Source organism: Paracoccus yeei ATCC BAA-599 (assembly GCF_000622145.1).
GTDB classification, from domain to species: domain Bacteria; phylum Pseudomonadota; class Alphaproteobacteria; order Rhodobacterales; family Rhodobacteraceae; genus Paracoccus; species Paracoccus yeei.
This window is the reverse complement of record NZ_JHWH01000017.1, coordinates 58,742-81,466: the sequence shown is the minus strand read 5'-3', so window position 1 is coordinate 81,466 and position 22,725 is coordinate 58,742. Positions and strand designations below refer to the sequence as shown.

The following is a 22,725-nucleotide window of genomic DNA, read 5'->3' as shown; positions in this document are numbered from 1 at the left end:
GGTTGCAGGGGGTCAGCGGCGCGCGCGCCGCAGAAGACGGGCCAGCCCCTCGGGTTCGCGGATCAGGAACCAGATGATGAGCGTGCCGTAGATGACCTTTTGCAGGTTCTGCAAAAGGCCCGCGTCGACATGGCCGCGGAAGGCGAATTGAAAGGCCCAGTCCAGCGCCAGCGGCAGGATGCTGACGAAGGCCGCGCCCAGATAGGCGCCCCGGATCGTGCCGAGCCCGCCGATGATGATGATGAACAGGATCTGATAGGACCGCATCAGCCCGAAGCTTTGCACCGAGGCCGAGCCCAGATAGGCAAAGGCCCAGAGCGCCCCGGCGATGCCCAGGATGGCGCTGGAGATGGCGAAGGCCTGCAGCTTGGCGCGCCGCACCGGCACGCCGATCACCGCCGCCGCCGTGTCCATGTCGCGCACCGCCTGCCAGTTGCGTCCGGTCTGGCCGCGCACCAGGTTCAGCGCGGCCCAGCTCAGCGCCGCGACGGTCGCCAGCACCAGGAAATATCGGCCATGCGGCGTCTCAAGGCTGTAGCCGCCGACATGCAGCCCGGCAGGCAGCTGGATGGTGGCCGAGGAATTGCCGTTGTAGAACCAGGGGAACTTCAGGAACAGCCATTCCAGGAAGAATTGCGCCGCCAGCGTCGACACGATCAGGTAGAAGCCCCTGATCCGGCTGGATGGCGCGCCGAAGACCAGCCCGGCCGCCCCGGCGATGGCGCCCGCGGCCAGCAGCGCCAGGGGCAGCGGCAGGCCCGGCAGGCGCAGCTGAAAGGCGAAGGTGGCATAGGCGCCGACCATCATGAAGGCCCCCGCGCCCAGCGAGATCTGCCCGGCATAGCCCGTCAGCAGGTTCAGCCCCAGCCCGGCCAGCGACAGGATCAGGAAGGGTACGATGATGGCGTTGATCCAGTATTCCGACAGCAGGAACGGCGCGGCGATGGCCGCACCCGCCGCCAGGACCAGAAGCGGCCCGTGGGGCGGGACGCGCGCCGCGCCGGGGGCAAGGATCAGTTCGGGATTGGACATGGATCAGACCCTTTCGATCTCGGCTTCGCCGAACAGGCCCGCGGGCCGGATGAACAGGAAACCCAGCGCCAGCACATAGGCGAACCACGGGGTGATGCCGCCGCCGAGGAAGGGGCCCAGATAGGTCTCGGCCAGGGCTTCGGCGGCGCTGACGATCAGCCCGCCCGCGATGGCGCCGCCGATCGAGGTGAAGCCGCCGATGATCAGCACCGGCAGCGCCTTCAGCACCACCAGCGACAGGCTGAACTGCACCCCCTGCCGCGCGCCCCACAAAAGGCCCGCGACCAGCCCGACCAGACCCGCGACGGTCCAGACGATCTGCCAGATGCGGTTGATGTCGATGCCGATGGACAGGGCCGCGCGGGTGTCGTCGGCGACCCCGCGCAGCGAGACGCCGATGCGGGTGCGGTTGAACAGCAGCGACAGGCCCAGCACCAGGGCGCCCGCGACCCCCGCTGCGATCAGGTCGAAGCGGCTGATGAGGATGTCGCCCAGAAAGATCGGCACATCCTCGATCCCCAGGTCGATGGCGCGCACCTGCGCGCCCATCAGCCCCTGCGCCACTCCCTCGATGATGTAGCTGAGCCCCAGTGTCGCCATGAACAGCGTCATGGGCGAGCGGTTGGTCAGCGGCCGCAGCACCAGCCGCTCGACCCCGACCGACAGGACGACCAGCGCGGCGATGGTCAGCGCGACGGCGGCCACGGCGGGTACGCCCTGGTCGGTCAGCGACACGAAGGTCAGCGCCGCGAACAAAAGGATCGCGCCCTGGGCATAGTTGAAGACGCCCGAGGCCTTGTAGATCAGCACGAAGCCGATCGCGACCAGCGAATACATGGTGCCGGCCAGCAGCCCGCCGATCAGGGTTTCCAGGAACAGGTTCATGCGGCCTCCGCTGCGGCTGCGCCCAGATAGGCGGCGATGACGTCGGGATTGTCGCGGATGGTTTCGGGCGGGCCGTCGGCCAGCTTGCGGCCATAGTCCAGCACCACGACGTGATGGGCCAGACGCAGCACCACGCCGATGTCGTGTTCGATCAGCACGATGGTCAGGCCCAGGTCGGCGTTCAGCCGGGCGATCAGCGCGGCGATTTCCTGCTTTTCGTCGCGGTTCATGCCGGCCAGCGGCTCGTCCAGCAGCAAAAGCCGGGGCATCGCGACCAGCGCCCGCGCCAGCTCGACGCGCTTTTGCAGACCATAGGGCAGGGCGCCGACCGGCGTTCTTGCATGGCGGGTCAGGTCCAGCTGATCGAGCACAAGGGCGGCACGGCGGCGGAAGGCCCGTGCCTCGGCCCGGGCGCGCGGCAGGCGCAGCGCCTCTTCCAGCGCGCCGACGCGCGACAGGCGCGACAGGCCGGTGATGACATTGTCCGCGACCGACATGCCCCGGAACAGGGCATTGTTCTGAAAGCCGCGCGCGATGCCGCGATGGGCCGCGTCGCCCGGGCGCATCCGGTCGAAATGCCGGCCCTCGAAGACGATCTCGCCGGCGTCGGGCGTATAGACCCCGTTCAGGATGTTCAGAAGCGAGCTTTTGCCCGCGCCGTTCGGGCCGATCAGGGCGCAGATCTCGCCCGGGGCGACGCGGAAGGACAGGTCGGAAATCGCCTTCACGCCCTTGAAGGACAGCGAGATGTTGCGGACTTCCAGGATGGGTTCGGTCATGGGCTTACCAGGGCAAAAGGGGGGCGCCCGCCGGAAAGCGTCCCGGCGGCCGGCAGGGGGCAAAGGCGCGGGCCGTCAGGCCGTGGCGGGTTCGGGAATGCGGGTTCGGGCCTCGGCCTCGGCCCGCTTGACCGCCTGGATGTCGCGATAGCGCGCGGCGGGATGGGTCTCGGGCAGCAGCGGGCCGTCGCCGAACAGCTTCTCGCGCAGCGTGCCCTTGCGATAGGCGGTCGGATAGACGCCGCGCCTTTGCAGTTCCGGCACGACATGGCCGATCACATCGGCGAAGGTCTCATGCGCCAGCGCATAGGCCAGGTTGAAGCCGTCCACGTCGGTTTCCTCGATCCATTCCTGCAACTGGTCGGCCACCGTCGCGGCCGAGCCGACGAACAGCGGCCCCATGCCGCCGATGCCGCCCCATTTCGCCAGTTCCTCGATGGTCCAGGTCTTTTCGCCGCTGGACAGATGCTCGACGGCGGAAATGATGGCGTTGGTTTCCACCTTCTTCACCGTATCGGTCGGTGCATAGCGGCCGAAGTCGATCCCGGTCCATCCCGACATCAGCACCAGCGCCCCGTCGTAAGAGGCGTATGTCTGATACTCCTCGAACTTGCGGCGGGCCTTTTCGTCGGTCTCGTCGGTGATGATCGTGGCCATGGCATAGATCAGCACCTTCTTGGGATCGCGCCCTGCGGCGGCGGCCTTGGCCCGGATCTCGCGCACATAGGCGGCGGTCGCGGATTTCAGCGGCGTCGAGATGAAGACGCATTCCGCATGGCCGGCCGCGAAGGCCTTGCCCGCGCCCGAGGCGCCGGCCTGGAACAGTACCGGCGTGCGCTGCGGCGAAGGCTCGCACAGGTGATAGCCCGGCACGTCGAAATAGCGGCCCTTGTGGCCGATCTCGTGGATCTTCGAGGGGTCGGCAAAGAGGCCGCGTTCGCGGTCGCGCAGGACGGCGCCCTCCTCCCAGCTGCCCTCGAACAGCTTGTAGAGCACCTCGACGTATTCGGCGGCCACGTCATAGCGGTTGTCGTGGCTGCGCAGGCCCCCCTGGCCGATGTTCCTGGCCCCGCTTTCCAGATAGGAGGTGACGATATTCCATCCCACGCGCCCCTTGGTGTGGTGGTCGGCGGTCGAAAGCCGCCGGGCGAAGGTATAGGGATGCTCGAAACTGGTCGAGGCGGTGATGCCGATGCCCAGATGCTCGGTCGCCTGCGCAATCGGGTTGGCCAGTTGCAGCGGATCGTTCACCGGGATCTGCACGCCCTGTTCCAGCGCGGGATGCAGGCTGCCCTTGTAGACGTCGTAATAGCCGATGACATCGGCGATGAAGACCGAGTCGAAGAAGCCCGTCTCCAGCAGCCGGCCCAGGTCGGTCCAGTATTCCAGGTCGTTGTAGCTCCAGGAGCGGTCGCGCGGATGGCGCCACAGGCCGGGGGACTGATGCCCGATGCAGTTCATTTCGAAGGCGTTGAAGCGGATGGGCTTGGTCATGGGCTTTCCAGTCTCATGGGGGCGCGCAATGCCGTGTCGCGGGGTCGCAAAAGGCGATTGATCGGGTCGTCTTTATGCCGCTGACCGCCGGCTCTGGCAAGGAAATCTCCGCAGCGAAATTCTGCTGCGCCGCAGAAGATTTCCCGCGTCCCATCGGGGGCCGACGGTGGCATTCTTCCCGCATCGCAGCGACCAGGGCGGCGATTCCCGCGCCGTGGCGGCGCTGGGCGCAAGGGCGGCGGGAAATCCATTCCCTGTCCGCGTCCTGCGGCGCAGGCTTTCACCTCTGCGGGCAACAGCCTTTGGAATGGCCGGGCGGCGGGGCAGGACCTATCAATTCCCCAGCCGATCAGTCGTCATTTCTGGGAGCATATCTTGACCGGACCCCGCCTTGCTGCTTTCGCCGGCTCGTGGAGCCAGCCCTCCAAGACCCGCCGCCTTGTCTACGCCGCCGCGGCGGGTTTCCAGGCGGACGGGCTGCATCCCGACCTGTCGCAGCGGCTGGATCGCGTGGTCGGGCAATGTGCCGCGCATTTTCCCCGACACCAGGCCGCCCCGCTGCGCGCGGCCGGCTGAACCAGGGCAGGAACCATGACCAATCCGACCAAGAAGCGCATCATCCTGAACGCCTTCGACATGACCTGCGTGGGCCATCAGGCGGCGGGCACCTGGCGCCATCCCTCCAGCCAGGCCGCGCGCTACAACGACCTGGAATACTGGACGAACCTCGCCATCGAACTGGAGCGCGGCGCCTTTGACAGCCTGTTCATCGCCGATGTGGTGGGGGTTTATGACGTCTATCGCGGCTCGGCCGAGGCGGCGCTGCAGGATGCCGCGCAGGTGCCGGTCAACGACCCGTTCGGCGCGATTTCCGCGATGGCGGCGGTGACGCGGAACCTGGGTTTCGGCATCACCGCGGCCGTGACCTTCGAGCATCCCTATCTGCTGGCGCGGCGGCTCTCGACGCTGGACCACCTGACCAAGGGGCGGGTGGCCTGGAACGTGGTCTCCTCCTATCTGGACAGCGCCGCGAGGAATATCGGCATGGATCGCCAGATCGCCCATGACGCCCGCTATGACCTGGCCGAGGAATACATGGAAGTCACCTACAAGCTGTGGGAGGGCAGCTGGGAGGACGGCGCCGTGCTGCGCGACAAGGAACGCGGCATCTTCACGGACGCCAGCAAGGTGCATCCGATCCGGCACGAGGGCACATATTTCAAGGTACCGGGGTTCCACCTGTCCGAGCCCTCGCCCCAGCGCACGCCGGTGATCTTCCAGGCCGGCGCCTCGGCGCGCGGGCGCGCCTTTGCCGCCCGCCATGCCGAGGCGATGTTCGTGCTGGCGACCAGTCCCGAGACCGCCCGGAAGCTGACCGATGCCATCCGCGCCGAGGTCGCCGCCGCCGGGCGCGAGCCGGACAGCCTGAAGATCTTTGCCCTGCTGACCGTCATCACCGGCCCGACCGACGAGGCGGCGCGGCGCAAGTATCAGGAATATCTGGACTATGCCTCGGCCGAAGGCGCGCTGGCGCTTTACGGCGGCTGGACAGGCCTCGATTTTTCCACGCTGGACCCGGACCAGCCACTGGCGGCGGTGGAAAACGACAGCCTGCGCACCACGCTGGAATCGCTCGCCGCCGATGGCGAGGCCTGGACGGTGCGCGACGTGATCCGCAAGCGCGCCATCGGCGGGCTTGGCCCGGTGCTGGTCGGCGGGCCGCAGACCGTGGCCGATGCGCTGGAGACCTGGGTGGACGAGGGCGGCGTCGACGGCTTCAACCTGGCCTATGCCGTGACCCCGGCCTCGACCACGGATTTCATCGACTTCGTGGTGCCGGAACTGCGCAAGCGCGGCCGGGCGCAGGCCGGATACGCACCGGGCACGCTGCGCGAGAAGCTGTTGGGCGATGCCGGCGGCCGGGTGCGCGACAGCCACCCCGCCGCGCAATGGCGCCGCCATTATATCGGCCGCGAAAGCGTCGCCGACGCCAGCCGGCCCAGCGGCTTTGACATCGCCGCACGCGCAGGACATCCTGGGCGTCGCATTTCGGCATGAGAACATCCATGCCATATCTGTTCCAGGCTGGCAGCGGCGCCTGTGTCGAGGTCGCAAACGGGGCGCTGGCTGGTCCCATCCCTATCGGCCAAAGCCTCGGGGAGGCCGGGCCCTTGGCCCGGGCGACGACGGGGCGCGCGGTTTTTCCACGAGGATGCCGCAAGGCTGCTGGGCTTGGGCGCGGAATGATGCAAGGCTGGGCGCATGACTGATCTTCCGGCGCAGGACATTCCCGTTGTGGCCATCATCGGCGGCGGCTTCACCGGCGCGGTCACGGCCTTTCATCTGGGCCGCGCGCCGACCGGCCCGGCGCGCATCGTGGTGATCGAGCCGCGCGAGACACTGGGACAGGGGCTGGCCTATTCCACCGCCGACCCCAGCCACCGCATCAACGTGCCCGCCGCGCGCATGACCCTGGATTGCGCGCGGAAAAGCGGGCTTCAGGACTGGCTGGACGCCCAGGGAATCCCGCTGTCCCCCGGCACCCGGCTGCCCACGGGCGAGGCTTTCGTGCAGCGCCGGCTGGTCGCGGATTACGTTGGCGACGCGCTGGCGCCGCTGCTGGCCTCGGGTCGGGTGCGGCATCTGCGGGCCAGCGCCGTCGCGGCAGAGCGCGCGGGTGGGCGCTTCCGGGTGCGCTGCGACGACGGGTGCGCGTTGGCGGCCGACCTGCTGGTCATCGCCACCAGCCATCCGCCGCCCGGCATCCCGGCGGTCTTTGCCGATCTGGCGCCATCGCCGCATCTGATCCCCGACAGCAGCGATGCGGCCCGCGTGGCCGAGGTCGCCCGAACGGCGCCGAACGTGCTGGTGGTCGGCACCGGCCTGACCTCGGCCGATGTGATCGCCAGCCTCGACCGCCAGGGCCATGCCGGGCGGATCACGGCGCTGTCGCGGCGCGGGCTGCGTTCGCGCGGGCATGCCTTCGGCCATGCCGAATCCGCTGCCGATTTTGCCGCCGCCCCGTCCCGCACGGCGCTGGGCCTGCTGCGCCGCATCCGGCAGGCGGTGCGCCGCGATGCGCAGGCCGGCCTGCCTTGGCAGGCGGCGCTGGACAATGTGCGCCGCGACGGCCCGGCGATCTGGGCTGCACTGCCGCTGGCCGAACGCGCCAGGCTGCTGCGCTGGCTGCGGGTCTGGTGGGACGTCCACCGCTTTCGCATCGCCCCGCAGGTCGAGGCGGTGCTGGACCGGCTGATTATCGAGGGCCGGCTGACCCTTGCCCCCGGCCGGCTGCTCTCGGCCCGGCAGGCCGAGGCGGGTATCGAGGTCACCTGGCGCGGTCGCGACCTGCGCCCGCGATCCGAGGTCTTTAACGCCGTGATCCTGACCACCGGCCCCGCGCATGGCGGCATCCTTGCGGGCTCGCCCGTGCTGTCGTCGCTGGCCGAGGCCGGGCTGATCCGCGCCGATCCGCTGTATCTCGGGTTGGACGTGGCACAAGGTTGCCACGCGGTCGGCAAGGACGGCACGATCCAGCCGGACCTGCTGGTCGCGGGTCCCCTGGCGCGCGGCCATGTGGGCGAGCTGATGGGCATCCCCGAGGTGACCGCCCACGCCCAGCAGGTCGCCGACCGGCTGGCGCAACTCCTGGGCGCGCGGGAGCCTGTGTCCGGAACGGCGTGAAGGCGGCGGTGGCGCATCACGGCGGCGCCGCTCAAAGGCGCGCCGTTTGCGTCCGGCGTTGTCGCTTGCACCGCGGGCGCGGCGTAGTCCGTTCAGGTCTGGCGCAGACCGTGCACCTCATCGCCGAATTGGATGTCCCCAGGACGGCGATCCTGAGTTTGCCTGTCTGCTCCATGCGCTCCGCGAGTGTCCCGTGCCGCGCAGCACAGTGCCCCAGTGCCGGAAAACCCGTCAGGCGCGATCAGCGCAGATTCAGTGCCAGAACCAGCAGGGCTGCCAGCGCGGCATTGGCCGGGACGGTGATCAGCCACGCGCCCAGGATGGCGCGGACATAGGACCGGCGGACCAGGTTGCGGCGGCGGACCTCCTCGACCGGCATGGGGGCGCGGGCCTTGGCCCGGCGGCGGTCGCGCCACTCGCGCCAGAACCCGACCCCGAACACCCCCCCGACCGCGATATGCGTGGTCGAGACCGGCAGGCCCAGCAGCGAAAAGCACAGCACCGTCAGGGCGCTTGCCAGGGTCACGCAAAGCGCGCGGGCGGGGTTCAGCCGGGTGATGTTGCTGCCCACCATATGGACCAGCCGGCCCCCGAACAGCAGCACGCCCGCGCCGATGCCCAGGCCCGCCAGCGCCAGCACCGCCACGGGGGACAGCAGGGGCGCCCCGTCCCGCGCAAGGCCCTGCAGCACGATGGTCAAGGGCGCCGCCACGTTCGAGGCGTCGTTCGCCCCATGCGCAAAGCTCATGACCAGGGCCGCCACGGTCAGCGGCAGGCCCAGCAGCGCCTTGAGCGCCTTGCCGCCCCCGGCGCCGCCGGCGATCTGGCGCGCCAGCGTCACATGGGCATAGGCCGCGCCCGCCGCGATGGCGGCCAGGGTCAGGCCCAGGACCAGCGGCCAGCCGAGCCCGCCATAGGCGGTCCCGCCGACCAGGAACAGCGCCCCGGCCGCCAGGCCCACCATCAGCGTCAGCCAGGCGCGGCCGGAGGGCAGCGGATCCTCCTTGTCCAGGGCGTGGCGGTGCAGGCTGGCCAGCAGCGCCGCCGCCAGGCAGCCCGAAACCACGGGCGACGCCATCCAGCCGATGGCGACCGAGGCAAAGGCCATCCAGTTGACCGACCCGATGCCAAAGGTGGCCATCCCGGCCCCGGTGATCGCGCCGACGACCGAATGGGTGGTGGAAATCGGCGCGTCGAGCCAGGTCGCCACGCTGATCCAGGTGGCCGCTGCCATCAGCGCCGCCAGCATCATGGGCGGCGTCGGACTGCCCTGGCCCAGCGAGCCGCCGACCAGCCCCTGGGTCAGGGTTCGCGTCACCGCCCCACCCGCGATGACGGCGCCGGCAAGCTCCATCGCGGCGACAAGGCACAGGCCAAGCGTCAGCCCGATCGCGCCCGCGCCGATCGCCGGCGACAACGAGTTCGCGACGTCGTTCGCCCCGATCGACAGCGCCAGATAGGTCGCCACCGCGATCGAGGCGGCGACGATCCCCAGCGCCGGCTGGCCGGCCAGCATGGTCGCGCCGATTTCGGCAACCACCGCCATGAACAGCAGGGCCAGCCCCAGCCGCAGGCGCGGCCGGGCCAAGGCCAAAGCCGCGTGTTCGGCATTCGTGATCCGACCCAGATCCTTGTCCAGGATTCGGTATTCCCGCTCGGGCGGGCGCATCAGGCGGGCGACCCGCCGGCGGGGACCATGCCGGCCAGCAGCCGCTTCAGCCCGGTCTCGGCCACCAGTTCGGCGGCGCGGGCTGGCTCGAACCAGCGGCGCTTGCGCTGGCCGGATTCAAGCCAGTCGTCTGCCAGGGACTCGACGTCCAGCAGATAGACGCGGACCTCGACGGGCACGGAAAAGCCAAGGTCCTGCACCTTGTCGTAATGGTAGGTGCCGATGGGGTCCTGGCCGATGGTGCCGAGAACGCCGGCCTCTTCCCACGCCTCCTGCAGCGCGGCGTCGGCCAGGGTGCGGCCGGGCATCGGCCAGCCCTTGGGCACGATCCAGCGGCCGGTGCCCCGGCTGGTGACCAGCAAGACCTTGCCGTCCTGCCGGCTGCGGCACAGCGCCGCCACCTGCATCTGCGCGGGCTTGCGGCCCAGAAGTCTGGAGAGCCTGTCCCGAAACGCCTTCGTCACTCTCCCCCCTCCGTGTCGCGGACCGCACCGCGCAACGACTTGATCTGCCCCCGCTGGGTCTTGGCGACCAGGCGGCGGCGCTGGCTGCCAAGGGTCGGGCGAGTGGCGATCCGCTTGCGCGGGGCCACCAGCGCCTCGCGGATCAGCTCGGCCAGACGCTCGCGCGCGATCTCGCGGTTGCGGGCCTGGCTGCGGGTCTCCTCGGCCCGGATCAGCACGGCGCCGTCCTGTGTCCAGCGCCGGCCCGCCAGCCGCTTCAGCCGCGCCTTGACGGGCGGCGCCAATGCCGGTGAACGCTCGGCCTCGAACCGCAGTTCCACGGCGGTTTCGACCTTGTTCACGTTCTGCCCGCCCGGCCCCTGCGAGCGGGTGAAATGCTCGGACAGTTCCCATTCCTGGATCATCAATGTGTCGGTAATGCGCAACATGGCTGGAATATGTCGCAATCCCCGGTGCTGAAAAGCCCCCTGGAGTCAATTCGCTGGGATTTCCGGCATGTGCAACCGGATTGCCGCAGTATCGGATGCCCCGGCGCCGTCGATGACCGTCAATCGGGCAAAGCCGGGGCCGGGATGGGGAAGGCGCGCCTCGGGGCGGGCAAGGCCGATGGCCAGGGGCGCCCCGTTCAGCAGGAAGGTCCAGGGCGCCCGCCCGCCCCGCGCCCGCGCCAGGATGGGGCCCTCGGCCTCCAGCTCCGAGCCGTCGGGCGGAAAGGTCAGCCGCAGCGCGTCGGGCGCAGGCGGGCCCGATTGCGCGGCGCTGGCCTCTCCCGCAGGGGCGAAGCGGCGCAGGGGCAGAGGCAGGGCGCTGTTGGGCAGGGTCAGCACATGGGCGGGCGGCGGCGGCAGGGCGACGGGCGACAGCGCGTCGAACAGGTCGAACAGCACCGGCGCGGCCAGATCGCCGCCGAAGGCCCCCGGCACCGGCGTCCCGTCCGGCCGCCCCAGCCAGACCGCGCCGACATGCGCCCCGTCGAAGCCCACCGCCAACGCGTCGCGATGCCCGTAGGATGTGCCGGTCTTGTAGGCCAGGACCCGCCCGCGCGCGCCCTGCGGCGCCGGATTCCGGGCCAGGATGTCCCCGACCTGCCAGGCCGCGCCCGGCCCGAACATGGCCTGCGGCAGCGCCTTGGCCGCGCCGGGCAGGGGCGACAGGGCGATGCCGTGCCCGCCCCGGGCCAGCGCGGCATAGCCCTGCGCCAGCCCCTCCAGCGTGACGCCGCCGCCGCCCAGCACCAGCGCCAGGCCGGGGCGGTCCTGCGGCAGGCGCAGCGCGATCCCGCCCCGGTCCAGCGCTTGGGCCACGCGGTTCGGCCCAAGCGCCTCGGCCAGCTTGACGACGGGGATGTTCAGCGACCAGACCAGCGCGTTCCTCAGGCTGACGGTGCCGCGGAAGTGGTGGTCGAAGTTCTGCGGCTGCCAGCGGCCGAAGGCGGTCGGCCGGTCCTCGATCAGGGTCTCGGGATGGGCGAGGCCATCGTCGAAGGCCAGGCCATAGACAAAGGGCTTCAGCGTCGATCCCGGGCTGCGCCAGGCCCGCGCCATGTCCACGAACCCGGCCGAGGCGCCGTCGGTCCAGTCCGCCGCGCCGACCTCGGCCAGGATCGCGCCGCTGCGATGATCGGCCAGCACGACCGCCGCCGACAGCCCCCGTCCCGCACCCCGCACGGCGCGCGAGGCCAGCGCCTCGGTCCGGCGCTGCAGGCGGGGGTCGATGGTCGTCTCGATCCGCGTCGCCCCGGGATGCTCGCGCAGCAGCCGCGCGGCCAGCAGGGGCGCCAGCGCCGGAAAGGCGCGGCGCGCCCGCGGCACCGGCTCGGCCATCGCCGCCCGCGCATCGGCGGCCGAAATCAGCCCTGCCTCCGCCGCCCGGGCCAGCACCCTATCCCGCGCGGCCCTGGCGGCGGCGGGATAGCGGTCGGGCCGGCGCGTCTCGGGCGATTGCGGCAGCGCCACCAGCAGCGCGGCCTGCGCGGGCGACAGGCGGCGCGGCTCCTTGCCGAACCATTGCAGGCTGGCGGCGCGGATGCCCTCGACATTGGCGCCGTAGGGGGCAAGGCGCAGGTAAAGCCCCAGCACCTGCCGCTTGTCCAGCCGCCGCTCCAGTGCCAGCGCCAGCCGCATCTGGCGCAGCTTGCCGGCCCAGGCGCCCGTGGTCCCCTCCTCCAGCAGCCGCGCGACCTGCATGGTCAGCGTCGACCCGCCCGAAACCACGCGCCCGTGCCGCAGCGCCTGCCCGCCCGCGCGCAGCAGGGCGCGCGCATCGACGCCGGAATGGCGGTCAAAGCGGCGGTCCTCCCACAGCAGCAGCATGTCCAGAAACAGCGGATCGACCGGGCCTGGGTCCAGCCGCCAGCGCCCGTCTGCGACCTGGAACGCCCGCAGCAGGCTGCCGTCCCGGGCCAGAACCTCGGTGCCGACCGGCACGTCCAGCCGCGGCAGCGTCGTCGCCGCGACCCAGTCGTCCAGACGGTCGCGCAACCCGGCCCCGATCCCCAGGATCAGGACGGCCAGCATCAGCATCAGGGCAAGGCGGCGCGCTTTCATGACGCCAGCCTAGTGCAAGCGCCGGGGCAGGGGAAATGCCCTTGCCCTTCACCGTTTTCCAAATACCCATGCAAAGGCCGGCCAGGGGCGGCTACTTCGCCTCGTCCTCGCCGAACAGCCCCTTCAGGCCGCGCGCGATCAGGTTCCCGACCGAAGGCCGGGGCTGCTGGACGAAGGGCAGGGGGCGGCAGACCTCCATCGCGGCGATGCCCACGCGGGCGGTCAGGGCGCCGTTCACCACCCCTTCGCCGAACCGCTTCGAGACGCGGGCCAGGATGCCGCCACCCGCGACCGTGTGGATCAGGTCGTCGCCCGCCGCGACGGCGCCGGTCGCGACCAGATGCGCCATGACCGTGCGCGCCAGCCGCCAGCCGCCCACGGCGCCGGCGCGGCCGCCATAGATCTCGGCCATGCGGCGGATCATGCGCAGGTTCGCGGCCAGCGCCGCGATCACGTCGGCCAGCGCCAGCGGGATCAGCGCGGTGGCGGCGGCGACGGTGCGCGCCGCCGCCTCGATCTCGCGCCGCGCCTGCTGGTCCAGGGGCGCCAGCAGCTCGGCCTCGGCCAGCGCGATCAGGCTTTGCGCGTCATAGGCCTCGGCCCGCCGTTCGGCCACGCGGCCGATGCCCCATTCCAGCTCGGGGCGGTTGCGGTATAGTCCCTCGAGCCGCGCAACGACGGTCTGCGCCGCCGCCACGTCGCCCGAGGCCAGCGCCGCCCCCGCCTGCCGGCTGATCCCATCGATGGCGGCGAACCGGGCCCAGGCGCGGTATTCGCGCCAGGCCATCCCCAGCGCCGCGGCGCAGAACAGTGCCATCAGCCCGATGCCGATCCAGCCCAGCAGCGGATAGGTGCGCAGCAGGTTCGTCAGATAGTTCAGCGCCGCCACCGACAACAGAAAGGTGAACAGCGCGACGCCGGTGTTGATGAAGAACCGCGTCAGCCGCGACGGTCCGGATCCCAGAACCCGCGCCGCCAGCCGCATCGCGCGGGGCGATGGCGCGCCCGGCGCGCCTCCATCGTCGATCGGCGCCGCATCTGCGGGCGAGGGCGCGTCGTCCGGCTCCGGGGTCCGGGGCGCGCGGCGGTCGCGGTCGTCCGATCCGGGCGGCGTCTCGATCATGACCGGCCGTTCGGTGGGCGCGGTCCGGTCCAGTTCGACCAGCAGGGGGCCGCGCCGCTTTTCGTTCTCAGCCATGCCGATGCCCTCTCATATCTGGTCGCCGATCAGGAACTCCGCTGCCCGGTCCAATCGGATGTGCGGCGGCCCGTCGCCGGGGCGCAGCGTGTTCGGCGCCGGGGCGAAATCCATGATCGCATAATCGCCGTCCAGCCAATGCGTCGCGCCCTGGGCCGCCGGCATCAGCAGTTCGGCCGGATTGGCGGGCAGCTCGCCCGGATAGAACGCCGCCCGCCGGCCGTCCATCAGCGTGCCGCGCACGGCGGGCAGGTCCTCGCCGTCCTGCCGGATCATCTCCTCGGTCGTGGTGCGCAGCGAGGCGATGGACATGGCCTCGGTCCGCGCGCCGGAAAAATCGGCCCGGTCGCGCGCCTCGCGCAGCATGGCGCCAGTGATCGCGGTCAGGCGCGGGTGCTGGATGTGGTGCAGGTGGTCGGCCTTGGTCGCGGCGAACAGGATCCGTTCCACCCGCCGCGCACCCAGCAACTGCGACAGCCAGCCCGCCCGGCCCGGACGAAAGGCCGACAGGATGTCGGCCATGGCGCGGCGCATGTCCTCGACCGCCTGGGGGCCGGCGTGGATCGCGCCCAGCACGTCCATCAGCACCACCTGCCGGTCGATGCGGGCGAAATGGTCGCGAAAGAAGGGCCGCACCACGCGCGACTTGTAGGCGCCGAAGCGCCGTTCGAATTCGCGCCACAGCGCCGAGCCCCGCCAGTCGTCCGGCAAGGGCGTGAAGGTCAGCGCGGGCGATCCCTCAAGCTCGCCCGGCATCAGAAAGCGGCCGGGGGTGCAGTCCGACCAGCCCGCGTCGCGCGCCTGATGCAGATGCGCGGTATAGGCCCCGGCCAGCGCCTGCGCCGCGCTGTCGTCAAAGCGGTCGCGAGGGCTAGCCGCCAGCGCATCGGCAAAGCCCTGCGCGCCCGGGCGGCCCGTCATCCGGCCCAGCACCTCGGTCGACCAGCCGGCAAAGTCGCGGTCCATCAGCCGCAGGTCCAGCAGCCATTCGCCGGGATAGTCCACGATATCCAGATGCAGCACCTGCGCACCGCGCAGACCCGCGATCAGGCCGCGCGGCTGGACCCGCAGCGACAGGCGCAGCTGGCTGACGTGGCGCGTGCCCTCGGGCCAGTGCGGGTCGGGGCCGGTCATCGCCGCCAGATGGCGTTCATAGTCGAACCGCGGCACGGTGTCGTCGGGCTGGGGTTGCAGCCAGGCGGCCTTGAGGCTGCCGTCCGCCGCGGCCCGCAGCCCGGCCATCCGCCCCCGGTCCAGCAGGTTCGCCACCAGGGCCGTGATGAAGACGGTCTTGCCCGCCCGCGACAGGCCCGTCACGCCCAGCCGGATGACCGGGTCGGAAATCCCCAGGCCCTGCATCAGATCGTTGGCGATACCCATTCCGTCCCTCGTCTTGCCGGGGTCCAAGATAGGCAGGCGGGCGGCGGATGTGTAGGGCTCAGGTGTCGAAGCGTTCGTAGCGGTTCACGATCACGTCCAGCGTCGCGGGATCGACCGGGTTGCCCTGGGCATCGACATACTGGGGCGTATCGCTGGAATAGGTGTCGCCGATCTCGAAGCCGACGGACAGGCCGGTCGCGCCCTCCAGCCGCACGACATCGCTGCCCTGGACGCGGATCAGCGTGGCCCCGTCCCGTTCCTCGACCAAGACATGGCCGAAGGGATCCGCGCCCGCGGTGCTGTCGTCGGGGTCCAGGTTCACGCGCAGCACGTCCTGACCGGCGGTAAAGTCGGTGACAGTCGCGGTCTGGCCGGCATCGACATAGCCGATCAGCTGGTCGGCGCCCGCGCCGCCCGTGACGGTATCGGCGCGGTCGAACAGGATCAGGTCGTCGCCCGTGCCGCCGTCCAGCCGGTCGTCGCTGCGCCCGACCAGGTCTGCGTGCCACGAGCTTTGGCCGGGGTTGGCCTGGCCCGCGCCCTCGATCGTGTCGTCGCCCGCCCCGCCGATCAGCGTCGACGATCCCGGCGCCAATTCATCCAGGGTCAGGCGGTCGTCGCCGCCCGCCCCGTCGATGCGCGCCGATCCCAGCAGCCGCAGCGTCTCGTCCGAGGCGTTGCCGGTGAAGTCCGCGCCCTCGCGCAGCAGGAACCGCAGCCCGTCGTCGCCATCGCCGCGCCCGGTCACGCTGTCGCCCGCGCCAAGCGCGATGGAGCTGTCGGTCAGCCCCGCCACGTCGATCCGGTCCGCGCCCGCGCCGCCGTCGATGCGCATGTGGCTGCCCGAGGCGGCAATGCTGTCGTCGCCCGCATCGCCCAGAACCACCGCGTCCCGGCCGGTCACGGCGATGTCGTCGTCGCCCGTGCCGCCGCGCGCGACGGCGGCAAAGACGTTCGTGTCGTCCTGGCCCGCGTCGCCGCTGGTCAGCGCGATCCGGTCGTCGCCCGCCCCGCCGTCGATGTCGATGCCCCAGCCGGCGCCGGTGATGGTGTCGTCGCCTGCACCGCCCCGCGCGGCGACCACGCCCTCGGGCACATTGTCCAGGTCCTCGGGGTTCCAGCCCGACGCGCCCAGCCAGCCGGCGTCATCGGGCCGGGCGATGCTGCGCTGGGAATAGTCGCTCGGGTCGTCAGGCGAGCCGACGGTGATGCTGTCGTCGCCTGCCGCGCCGTTGACGGCGCCCGAATAGCCGTCGGGCGCGCGCAGGATATCGTCGCCCTCGGTCCCCTCGGTGGGCGAGGGCGTCTCCCCGCGCTCGCCGTCATCGTCATCCTGCTGGAACAGCGATCCGAGCGCGGCCCCGCCCAGCGGAATCAAAAGCAGCAAAAGCCATTCGTTCATCGGAAAAATCCTTGGAGGTTCGGGGCAGGAAAGCACGGGTTCGCGGCGCTCTCAATCCGGGCCCGGGGATCTTTCCCTGCTGTGGCGGCTTTGCCATAAGGGGCCCATGCAACCGCCCTCCGCCTTGCCCGTCGACGCCGTCCTGCCCGAGCTGACCGCCGCCCTGGCCGCACATGGCCGCGCCGTGCTGGTGGCGCCCCCTGGCGCCGGCAAGACGACGCGTGTGCCGCTGGCGCTGCTGGATGCCGTCCCCGGCCGCATCGTCATGCTGGAACCGCGCCGCTTGGCCGCCCGCGCCGCCGCCGCCCGCCTGGCCCAGACCCTGGGCGAGCCTCTGGGGGACCGCGTGGGCTATCGCATCCGGGGCGAATCCGTTCCGGGCAGCCGGATCGAGGTCGTGACCGAGGGCATCCTGACCCGGATGCTGCAATCGGACCCCTCGCTCGATGGCGTCGGCTGCGTCATCTTCGACGAATTCCACGAACGCAGCCTGAACGCCGACCTGGGACTGGCCCTGGCATGGGAGGCTCGGGCGGCGCTGCGCCCGGACCTGGCGCTGGTCGTCATGTCGGCGACGCTGGATGCCCAGCCCGTGGCAACGCTTTTGGACGGCGCGCCCGTGATCCGCTCGGAGGGGCGCGCCTTTCCGGTCGAGACGCGCTGGCTGGACCGCCCGCTGCCGGCCGGCAGCCGGCTGGTCCCCGAGGCGGCGCGGCTGATCGCCGAGGCCGAGGCGGCGACGCGGACCCTGGGCGGCACCATCCTGGCCTTCCTGCCTGGCGAGGGCGAGATCCGGCGCGTCCAGGCCATGCTGGACCTGGGAATCGAGGTCGCGGCCCTTTACGGCGCGATGGATTTCAAGGCCCAGCAGGCGGTGCTGCGGCCGTCGGATGGGCGTCGGGTGGTGCTGGCGACGGCGATCGCGGAAACCTCGCTGACCATTCCCGACGTGACCGTGGTGGTCGATGCCGGACGGGCACGGCGGGCGCGCTTCGATCCCGGCAGCGGCATGTCCCGGCTGGTCACCGAACGCGTCAGCCGGGCCGAGGCCGAGCAGCGCCGGGGCCGCGCCGGACGTGTCGCGCCGGGCATCTGCTATCGGATGTGGGCGCGGGCCGAGGAAGGCGCGCTTCCCGCCTTCGCGCCCCCCGAAATCGCGGTGGCCGATCTGGCGGGGCTGGCGCTGGAACTGGCGATCTGGGGCTCGGACGGGTCGGACCTGGCCTTCCTGACGCCGCCGCCCGCCCCCGCGCTGGCCGAGGCGCGGGCGCTGCTGCACGACCTTGGCGCGCTCGACGCCGCGGGGCGGATCACGGGCCACGGCCGCCGCCTGGCCGCGCTGCCGCTGCACCCGCGTCTGGCCCATATGCTGGCCGTCGCGGGCCGGGACGCGGCCGGGCTGGCCGCGCTGATGGCCGACCGCGACCCGCTGGGTCCGGGGGCGCCCGCCGACCTGACCCTGCGCCTGGGGGCGCTGCGCGACGCGCGCGCCTTTCGCGACCGCCAGCCTTGGGCGCTGAACGACGCCGCCCTGCACCGCATCCAGGGCGAGGCCCGCCGCCTGCGCCGGATGGCCGGCGATGGCACGGACCTGTCGCCGGGGGCCATGGCGGCACTGGCCTATCCCGACCGCATCGGCCAGCGCCGCAAGGGCGACCAGCCGCGCTATGTCCTGTCGGGCGGCAAGGGCGCGGTCCTGCCCGAGGCCGACGGACTGGCCGCGCATCGCTTCATCGTTGCGACCGACCTTGACGGCGACACGCGCGAGGCGCGCATCCGCATGGCCGCCCCGATCCACGAAGCCGAGATCCGCGCGCTTTACGCCGACCGCATCGAGGCGGCCGAGATCGTCGAATGGTCGCGCCGCGAAAACCGGGTGATCGCCCGCAGGCAGGAACGGCTGGGCGCGCTGGTGCTGGCGGACCGGGCGCTGGATGCGCCCGACCCCCAGGCGCTGGCCCGCGCGGCGCTCGAGGGGCTGCGGGCGAACGGTCTGGCCTGGACCGCCTCGGCCGCGCGGCTGCGGGGGCGCATCGCGCTGGTCCCCGACCTTGGCCCGGTCGATGACGAAAGCCTGCTGGCCGAACCCGACTGGCTGCTGCCCTGGCTGACCCGGGCGCGGACGCTGGCCGACCTGCGGGCGCTGGACCTGACCGAGGCGCTGAAGGCCCGCATCGGCTGGGACGGCCAGCGCAGGCTGGACCAGGCCGCGCCCGCCCATTTCGTGACGCCGCTGGGCCGCAAGGTGCCTATCGACTATGACCACGAAACCCCCTCGATCGAGTTGAAGCTGCAGGAGCTGTTCGGCGTCTCGCGTCATCCGGTCGTCGGCGGGCGGCCCCTGCGCATCCAGATGCTGTCCCCCGGCGGCAAGCCCATCGCGGTGACCACCGACCTGCCCGGCTTCTGGACGGGCGGCTATGCCGAGGTCCGCAAGGACATGCGCGGGCGCTATCCGCGTCATCCCTGGCCGGAAAGCCCGCTGGAGGCCGACCCGACCACCCGCGCCAAGCCGCGCGGGACGTGACCGGACCGGCCCGCGCCGAGGGTTGCAGCCTTGGCATGGGTATTTGAAAAACGGTGAAAACGGGGCGTGGCGTGGCTCGTCTCTGTTTTCCAGATACCCATTGCGGCCTTGCCGAACGCGGGGCGGCGGCCCGTCAGTCCAGGCGGTCGGGCAAGGTCAGGCCGCGCAGGACCTCGGCCGCGGGCATCGGGCGCTTGCCTTCGCGCTGCGCTTCCAGCACCTCGACGGCGCCGGTCCCGCAGGCGATGGTGAAGCCCTGGAGCACCGTGCCGGGCGCGCCGGCCCCGGCCGCCAGGCGCGAGCGCAGCAGCTTGATCCGTTCGCCGCCCAGCATGCACCAGGCGCCGGGAAAGGGGGACAGGCCCCGGATCTGGCGGTCGACCTGCGGCGCGGGCAGGGCCCAGTCGATCCGGGCCTCGGCCTTGTCGATCTTCTGGGCATAGGTCACCCCCTCGGAGGGCTGGGGCACGGCGGGCAGGGGCAGGCGATCCAGAATATCCCCGATCAGGGCCGCGCCCATCTCGGCCAGGCGGTCGTGCAGGTCGGCGGTGGTATCCTCGGGCCCGATGGGGGTGCGCGCCTCGGCCAGGACCGGGCCGGTATCCAGCCCCGCCTGCATCTGCATGATGGCGACCCCGGTTTCCGCATCCCCCGCCATGATCGCGCGATGGATGGGCGCCGCCCCCCGCCAGCGCGGCAGAAGCGAGGCGTGGATGTTGAGGCACCCCAGGCGTGGCGCGTCCAGCACCGGCTGCGGCAGGATCAGCCCATAGGCCACCACTACCGCCACATCGGCGCCGAGGGCGGCGAAGGCGGCCTGTTCTTCGGGGGATTTCAGCCGCTCGGGGGTGCGGACCGGAATGCCGAGCGTTTCCGCCGCGCGATGGACGGGGCAGGGGCGCGGCTTTTGTCCGCGTCCCGCCGCGCGGGGCGGCTGGGAATAGACCGCCGCCACGTCGTGGCGCGCGGCGATGGCCCGCAGCGCCGGGACCGAGAAATCCGGAGTTCCCATGAAGATCACGCGCATGGCTTGCCTTTCCCTGAATGCGGCCCCGTCATAGCCCGGTCTGGCGGGGGGATGCAAAACCTTGCAGGAAGTCCTGCGCCAGGTCCGTGGCGCGGTCCCGGGCGGGTTCGTCGAACTGCAGCGCCGACAGGGCCGAGCGTTCGCGCTGGTCAAAGCCGTGGTCGGTGCCGGCAAGGGTTTCGACCTGCAGCCGCGTGCCCTTGGCCGTCAACGTCGCGGCCATCTTGCGGCAGGCGCCGGGGTCGGTGATGCTGTCGTTCTGCGCCAGGATCATCAATCCCTGGACGTGACCAGGCCAGGCCGCGCGGCCGGCGCCGCTGAGCACCCCGCAATAGGGGTAAAGCAGCAGCACGGGCCCGACCTGCGCGGCCAGGCTTTCGGGCGGGGCGGGCCAGTCGGTCAGGCCGGGCGGCACCGCGCCGTCGCCCAGGTCGGCCATCAGCTCCATCACCGACCAGCTGCCGTGCGAGGCGCCAAGCAGCGCCACATCCGAGGCGTCGATCCCCGCCATCCCGCGCAGGGCGGTCAGCGCCGCGGCGATGTCGCCCGCCCGTTCCGCCCCGGGCAGGACCTGGCCCGCGCAGACCGCGCGCCAGGACTGCGCCAGGGTCAGGCCGCGCGGCGCGTGGCTGTCCAGGATCAGCGCGGCGCGGCCCTGGGCCAGCATGACCCCGGCCCACCAGTCCATGTTGTCATGCACCCCGTCGCAGCCCGACAGCAGGATCGCCGCCTTGTGGGGGCCGGGGCCCGGCGGGCGCAGCAGGCGCCAGGCCGGCCGCAGCAGGGTGTCGCGTTCCTCGGGCGTATGGGCGATGGGCTGCCAGCCGGCCGCGTTCCGCGCCGTGTTCAGTGCCAGCAGCAGCACCACCAGCCCCGCCACCGCTGCGGCCAGGATCAGCCGTTGTCGCATCCAAGCAGCCCGCCCTTGCCGCATTTCGCCTTGAGCCTGTTGGTGTCGGCCTGCGTCCACCCCTCGGGGGCGGTCACCGATACCCAGCCGTCGATGTATTCCTCGGCGTCGTAGATATGGCCGAAGCCCGGCGGGGTCGAGGTCGAGATCAGCATGTCCACGGCCAGTTGAAGCTGCGTGACGATGGGCGTGAACCCCAGCGCCGGCGACACGTCCGGGGCGAGCGGCTCGTTCATCCACTCGGGCCTGCGCCAAAGCGAGGTCGGGCTGTAGAACACGATGGCGTCGCTGGCGTGCTGCAGGAACAGGATGCGCAGCCGCCCCCAGGGCCGGCCCGAGCGGTCGGGCGGTGCGAACTGGCTGGCATAGCGGATGACCTCTCCGTCATCGACCTCGGGCAGGATCAGGGGGCTGGCAGGGTCGCGGGCGCTGTTGGCCTGGCGCCACAGGGTCGAGGGGAACGGCGGCCCGACCCAGAACGCGCCCGAGACGGGTTCGTTCATCATCTGGAACGGGTTGAGGGCATACATCGACGACCACGCCCCCAGCGAGATCCCGTGCAGGTAAAGCCGCGGCCTGCGATCGAGGGGCAGGCTGCGCCAATGGTCATAGACCAGGCGGGTCAGCGCGGTCGTCTGCTCGAGCCCGGCATCGGTTTCGAAGATCAGCGCCAGCGGGCTTTGCAGATAGGAATACTGCACCGCCACCGTCGCCACGTCGCCGTTGTGCATGTATTCCAGCGCGTCATAGCTGGCCGGGTCCATCCAGCCGGTGCCGGTGGGGCTGGCCACGACCAGCACCTTGCGGTCGAAGGCGCCGACGCGCAGCATCTCGTCCAGGGCAAGGCGGGCGCGGTCCTCGGCGTCCTTTTCCTGCGCCAGGCCGATGTAGATGCGCAGCGGTTCGCGCGCGGGCCGGCCGGTAAAGGCCGAGATCGCGGCGGCGCGCGGGCCGCCGGTGACGAAGTCGCGCCCCGGCGCGCCCATCAGCCCCCATTCCGCGACCGAACCGGGGCCGCCCGATTGCCAGCCCTCGGACGGGGGCGGGGTGTTCGGGTCGGTCAGGTGCTGGGCGGCGGCGTAGGAGCTGTCGGCCATCCGCATGGCCGCGTTCACCACCCCGTCGCGGGTCAGCGTGACCACGATCATCGCCGCCAGCAGCAGCCCCAGCACATTGGCGCTGGCGACCGGGATATGGCGCGCCAGCCGCAGGCGCAGCAGGTCGAACAGCCCCTGCACCAGCTTGCCGATGACGAACAGCACCAGAAACACCGCCGCCGCCAGCAGCAGCATCTTGGTGGTGTTCGTCGCCTCGACCAAAGGCATGTCCATGCGCAGGCGGATGCTGTTCTGCCAGTCGTCCGCCAGCGCAACGCAGCGCACCAGCACCGCCAGCACCGGGACCGCGACGACGGCATGCGCGATGGTGGCGCGCCGGCCGGACAGCACCGGGATCTGCAGCGTGCGCCACAGCGCCAGCAGGAACTGCGTCGCCAGATAGCCCGCCGCCATCGAAACGCCGGCCAGCGCGCCCTGCATGATCCAGTCCCGCGGGATCAGCGACGGCGTCAGCGAGGCGGCGGCGAACAGCAGGCCCGAAAGCAGCGGCAGGACCGAAAACATCTGGCAGCGCCTCCCTTTGGGCCGCGGGCGGGGTTGGTCGTGGCGCCGGTCCGGGGTTTCGGGATGGGCCTTCCCGCGCAGGTTAGGGGCGGGCCGGTTGAAAGAA

General features: G+C 71.4%; 18 protein-coding genes. 4 read left to right on the top strand and 14 right to left on the bottom strand.

The annotated features are described in order from the left end of the window. Nucleotides 1-12: 12 nt before the first annotated feature. The 4 genes from BU28_RS0110945 to BU28_RS0110930 all read right to left on the bottom strand — a co-directional run bounded on the left by BU28_RS0110945 (nucleotide 13) and on the right by BU28_RS0110930 (nucleotide 4,190). Complete coding sequence (locus BU28_RS0110945; RefSeq protein WP_051578123.1) at nucleotides 13-1,032, bottom strand: branched-chain amino acid ABC transporter permease; 1,020 nt, start codon at nucleotides 1,030-1,032, stop codon at nucleotides 13-15. Nucleotides 1,033-1,035: 3 nt separating this feature from the next. Continuing rightward, nucleotides 1,036-1,917, bottom strand: coding sequence for a branched-chain amino acid ABC transporter permease (locus BU28_RS0110940; RefSeq protein ID WP_028719520.1), 882 nt, complete (start codon nucleotides 1,915-1,917; stop codon nucleotides 1,036-1,038). Further along, nucleotides 1,914-2,696, bottom strand: a complete 783-nt coding sequence (locus BU28_RS0110935) for an ABC transporter ATP-binding protein (RefSeq protein ID WP_028719519.1) — start codon at nucleotides 2,694-2,696, stop codon at nucleotides 1,914-1,916. Before BU28_RS0110935 ends, BU28_RS0110940 begins: the two co-directional genes overlap by 4 nt. 75 nt (nucleotides 2,697-2,771) lie before the next feature. Further along, the gene (locus BU28_RS0110930; protein WP_028719518.1) at nucleotides 2,772-4,190 is read right to left on the bottom strand and encodes an LLM class flavin-dependent oxidoreductase; all 1,419 of its coding nucleotides are present in this window, start codon (nucleotides 4,188-4,190) and stop codon (nucleotides 2,772-2,774) included. A gap of 375 nt (nucleotides 4,191-4,565) precedes the next feature. Between BU28_RS0110930 and BU28_RS0110925 the strand changes: the two genes are divergently transcribed. From BU28_RS0110925 to BU28_RS0110915, 3 genes are all read left to right on the top strand, one after another. Beyond that, nucleotides 4,566-4,766, top strand: coding sequence for a hypothetical protein (locus BU28_RS0110925; protein WP_028719517.1), 201 nt, complete (start codon nucleotides 4,566-4,568; stop codon nucleotides 4,764-4,766). 15 nt (nucleotides 4,767-4,781) lie between these two features. Beyond that, complete coding sequence (locus tag BU28_RS22700; RefSeq protein WP_051578122.1) at nucleotides 4,782-6,248, top strand: LLM class flavin-dependent oxidoreductase; 1,467 nt, start codon at nucleotides 4,782-4,784, stop codon at nucleotides 6,246-6,248. Nucleotides 6,249-6,452: 204 nt separating this feature from the next. After that, a complete protein-coding gene (locus tag BU28_RS0110915; protein WP_028719516.1) occupies nucleotides 6,453-7,874 on the top strand; it encodes an FAD/NAD(P)-binding protein in 1,422 nt (473 codons plus the stop codon). Between the two features lie 241 nt (nucleotides 7,875-8,115). Here the strand turns inward: BU28_RS0110915 and BU28_RS0110910 are convergent, their stop codons facing one another. From BU28_RS0110910 to BU28_RS0110880, 7 genes are all read right to left on the bottom strand, one after another. Next, nucleotides 8,116-9,543 carry an inorganic phosphate transporter gene (locus tag BU28_RS0110910; protein WP_028719515.1) on the bottom strand — a complete coding sequence of 476 codons (1,428 nt, stop codon included), beginning with the start codon at nucleotides 9,541-9,543 and terminating at the stop codon, nucleotides 8,116-8,118. Beyond that, nucleotides 9,543-10,007 (bottom strand): NUDIX hydrolase, encoded by a 465-nt coding sequence (locus BU28_RS22695; protein WP_036762667.1) that lies wholly within the window; start codon nucleotides 10,005-10,007, stop codon nucleotides 9,543-9,545. The genes BU28_RS0110910 and BU28_RS22695 overlap by 1 nt, the downstream gene beginning before the upstream one ends. Next, nucleotides 10,004-10,435, bottom strand: a complete 432-nt coding sequence (gene arfB / locus BU28_RS0110900; protein ID WP_028719514.1) for an alternative ribosome rescue aminoacyl-tRNA hydrolase ArfB — start codon at nucleotides 10,433-10,435, stop codon at nucleotides 10,004-10,006. The genes BU28_RS22695 and arfB overlap by 4 nt, the downstream gene beginning before the upstream one ends. 45 nt (nucleotides 10,436-10,480) lie before the next feature. Next, nucleotides 10,481-12,553 (bottom strand): penicillin-binding protein 1C, encoded by a 2,073-nt coding sequence (gene pbpC / locus BU28_RS0110895; protein ID WP_028719513.1) that lies wholly within the window; start codon nucleotides 12,551-12,553, stop codon nucleotides 10,481-10,483. 91 nt (nucleotides 12,554-12,644) lie between these two features. Then, nucleotides 12,645-13,751, bottom strand: coding sequence for a YcjF family protein (locus BU28_RS0110890; RefSeq protein ID WP_028719512.1), 1,107 nt, complete (start codon nucleotides 13,749-13,751; stop codon nucleotides 12,645-12,647). Between the two features lie 12 nt (nucleotides 13,752-13,763). Then, nucleotides 13,764-15,131 (bottom strand): YcjX family GTP-binding protein, encoded by a 1,368-nt coding sequence (locus BU28_RS0110885; RefSeq protein ID WP_028719511.1) that lies wholly within the window; start codon nucleotides 15,129-15,131, stop codon nucleotides 13,764-13,766. A gap of 58 nt (nucleotides 15,132-15,189) precedes the next feature. Next, nucleotides 15,190-16,533 carry a calcium-binding protein gene (locus BU28_RS0110880; RefSeq protein WP_028719510.1) on the bottom strand — a complete coding sequence of 448 codons (1,344 nt, stop codon included), beginning with the start codon at nucleotides 16,531-16,533 and terminating at the stop codon, nucleotides 15,190-15,192. A 106-nt stretch (nucleotides 16,534-16,639) separates the two neighbouring features. On the opposite strand from BU28_RS0110880, the gene hrpB reads away from it, so the two are divergent. Continuing rightward, entirely contained in the window at nucleotides 16,640-19,060 is a 2,421-nt protein-coding gene (gene hrpB / locus BU28_RS0110875; protein ID WP_028719509.1) for an ATP-dependent helicase HrpB, read from the top strand. Nucleotides 19,061-19,193: 133 nt separating this feature from the next. Here hrpB and fmt read toward each other — a convergent pair whose 3' ends face one another. Genes fmt through BU28_RS0110860 form a run of 3 tightly spaced genes read right to left on the bottom strand, consistent with a single transcriptional unit; the run spans nucleotide 19,194 to nucleotide 22,619 of the window. Next, nucleotides 19,194-20,087 (bottom strand): methionyl-tRNA formyltransferase, encoded by an 894-nt coding sequence (fmt, locus tag BU28_RS0110870; RefSeq protein WP_028719508.1) that lies wholly within the window; start codon nucleotides 20,085-20,087, stop codon nucleotides 19,194-19,196. Nucleotides 20,088-20,115: 28 nt separating this feature from the next. Next, a complete protein-coding gene (locus BU28_RS24180; protein ID WP_028719507.1) occupies nucleotides 20,116-20,997 on the bottom strand; it encodes a dienelactone hydrolase family protein in 882 nt (293 codons plus the stop codon). Then, nucleotides 20,982-22,619, bottom strand: a complete 1,638-nt coding sequence (locus tag BU28_RS0110860) for an alpha/beta hydrolase (RefSeq protein ID WP_028719506.1) — start codon at nucleotides 22,617-22,619, stop codon at nucleotides 20,982-20,984. Before BU28_RS0110860 ends, BU28_RS24180 begins: the two co-directional genes overlap by 16 nt. Nucleotides 22,620-22,725: the final 106 nt, after the last annotated feature.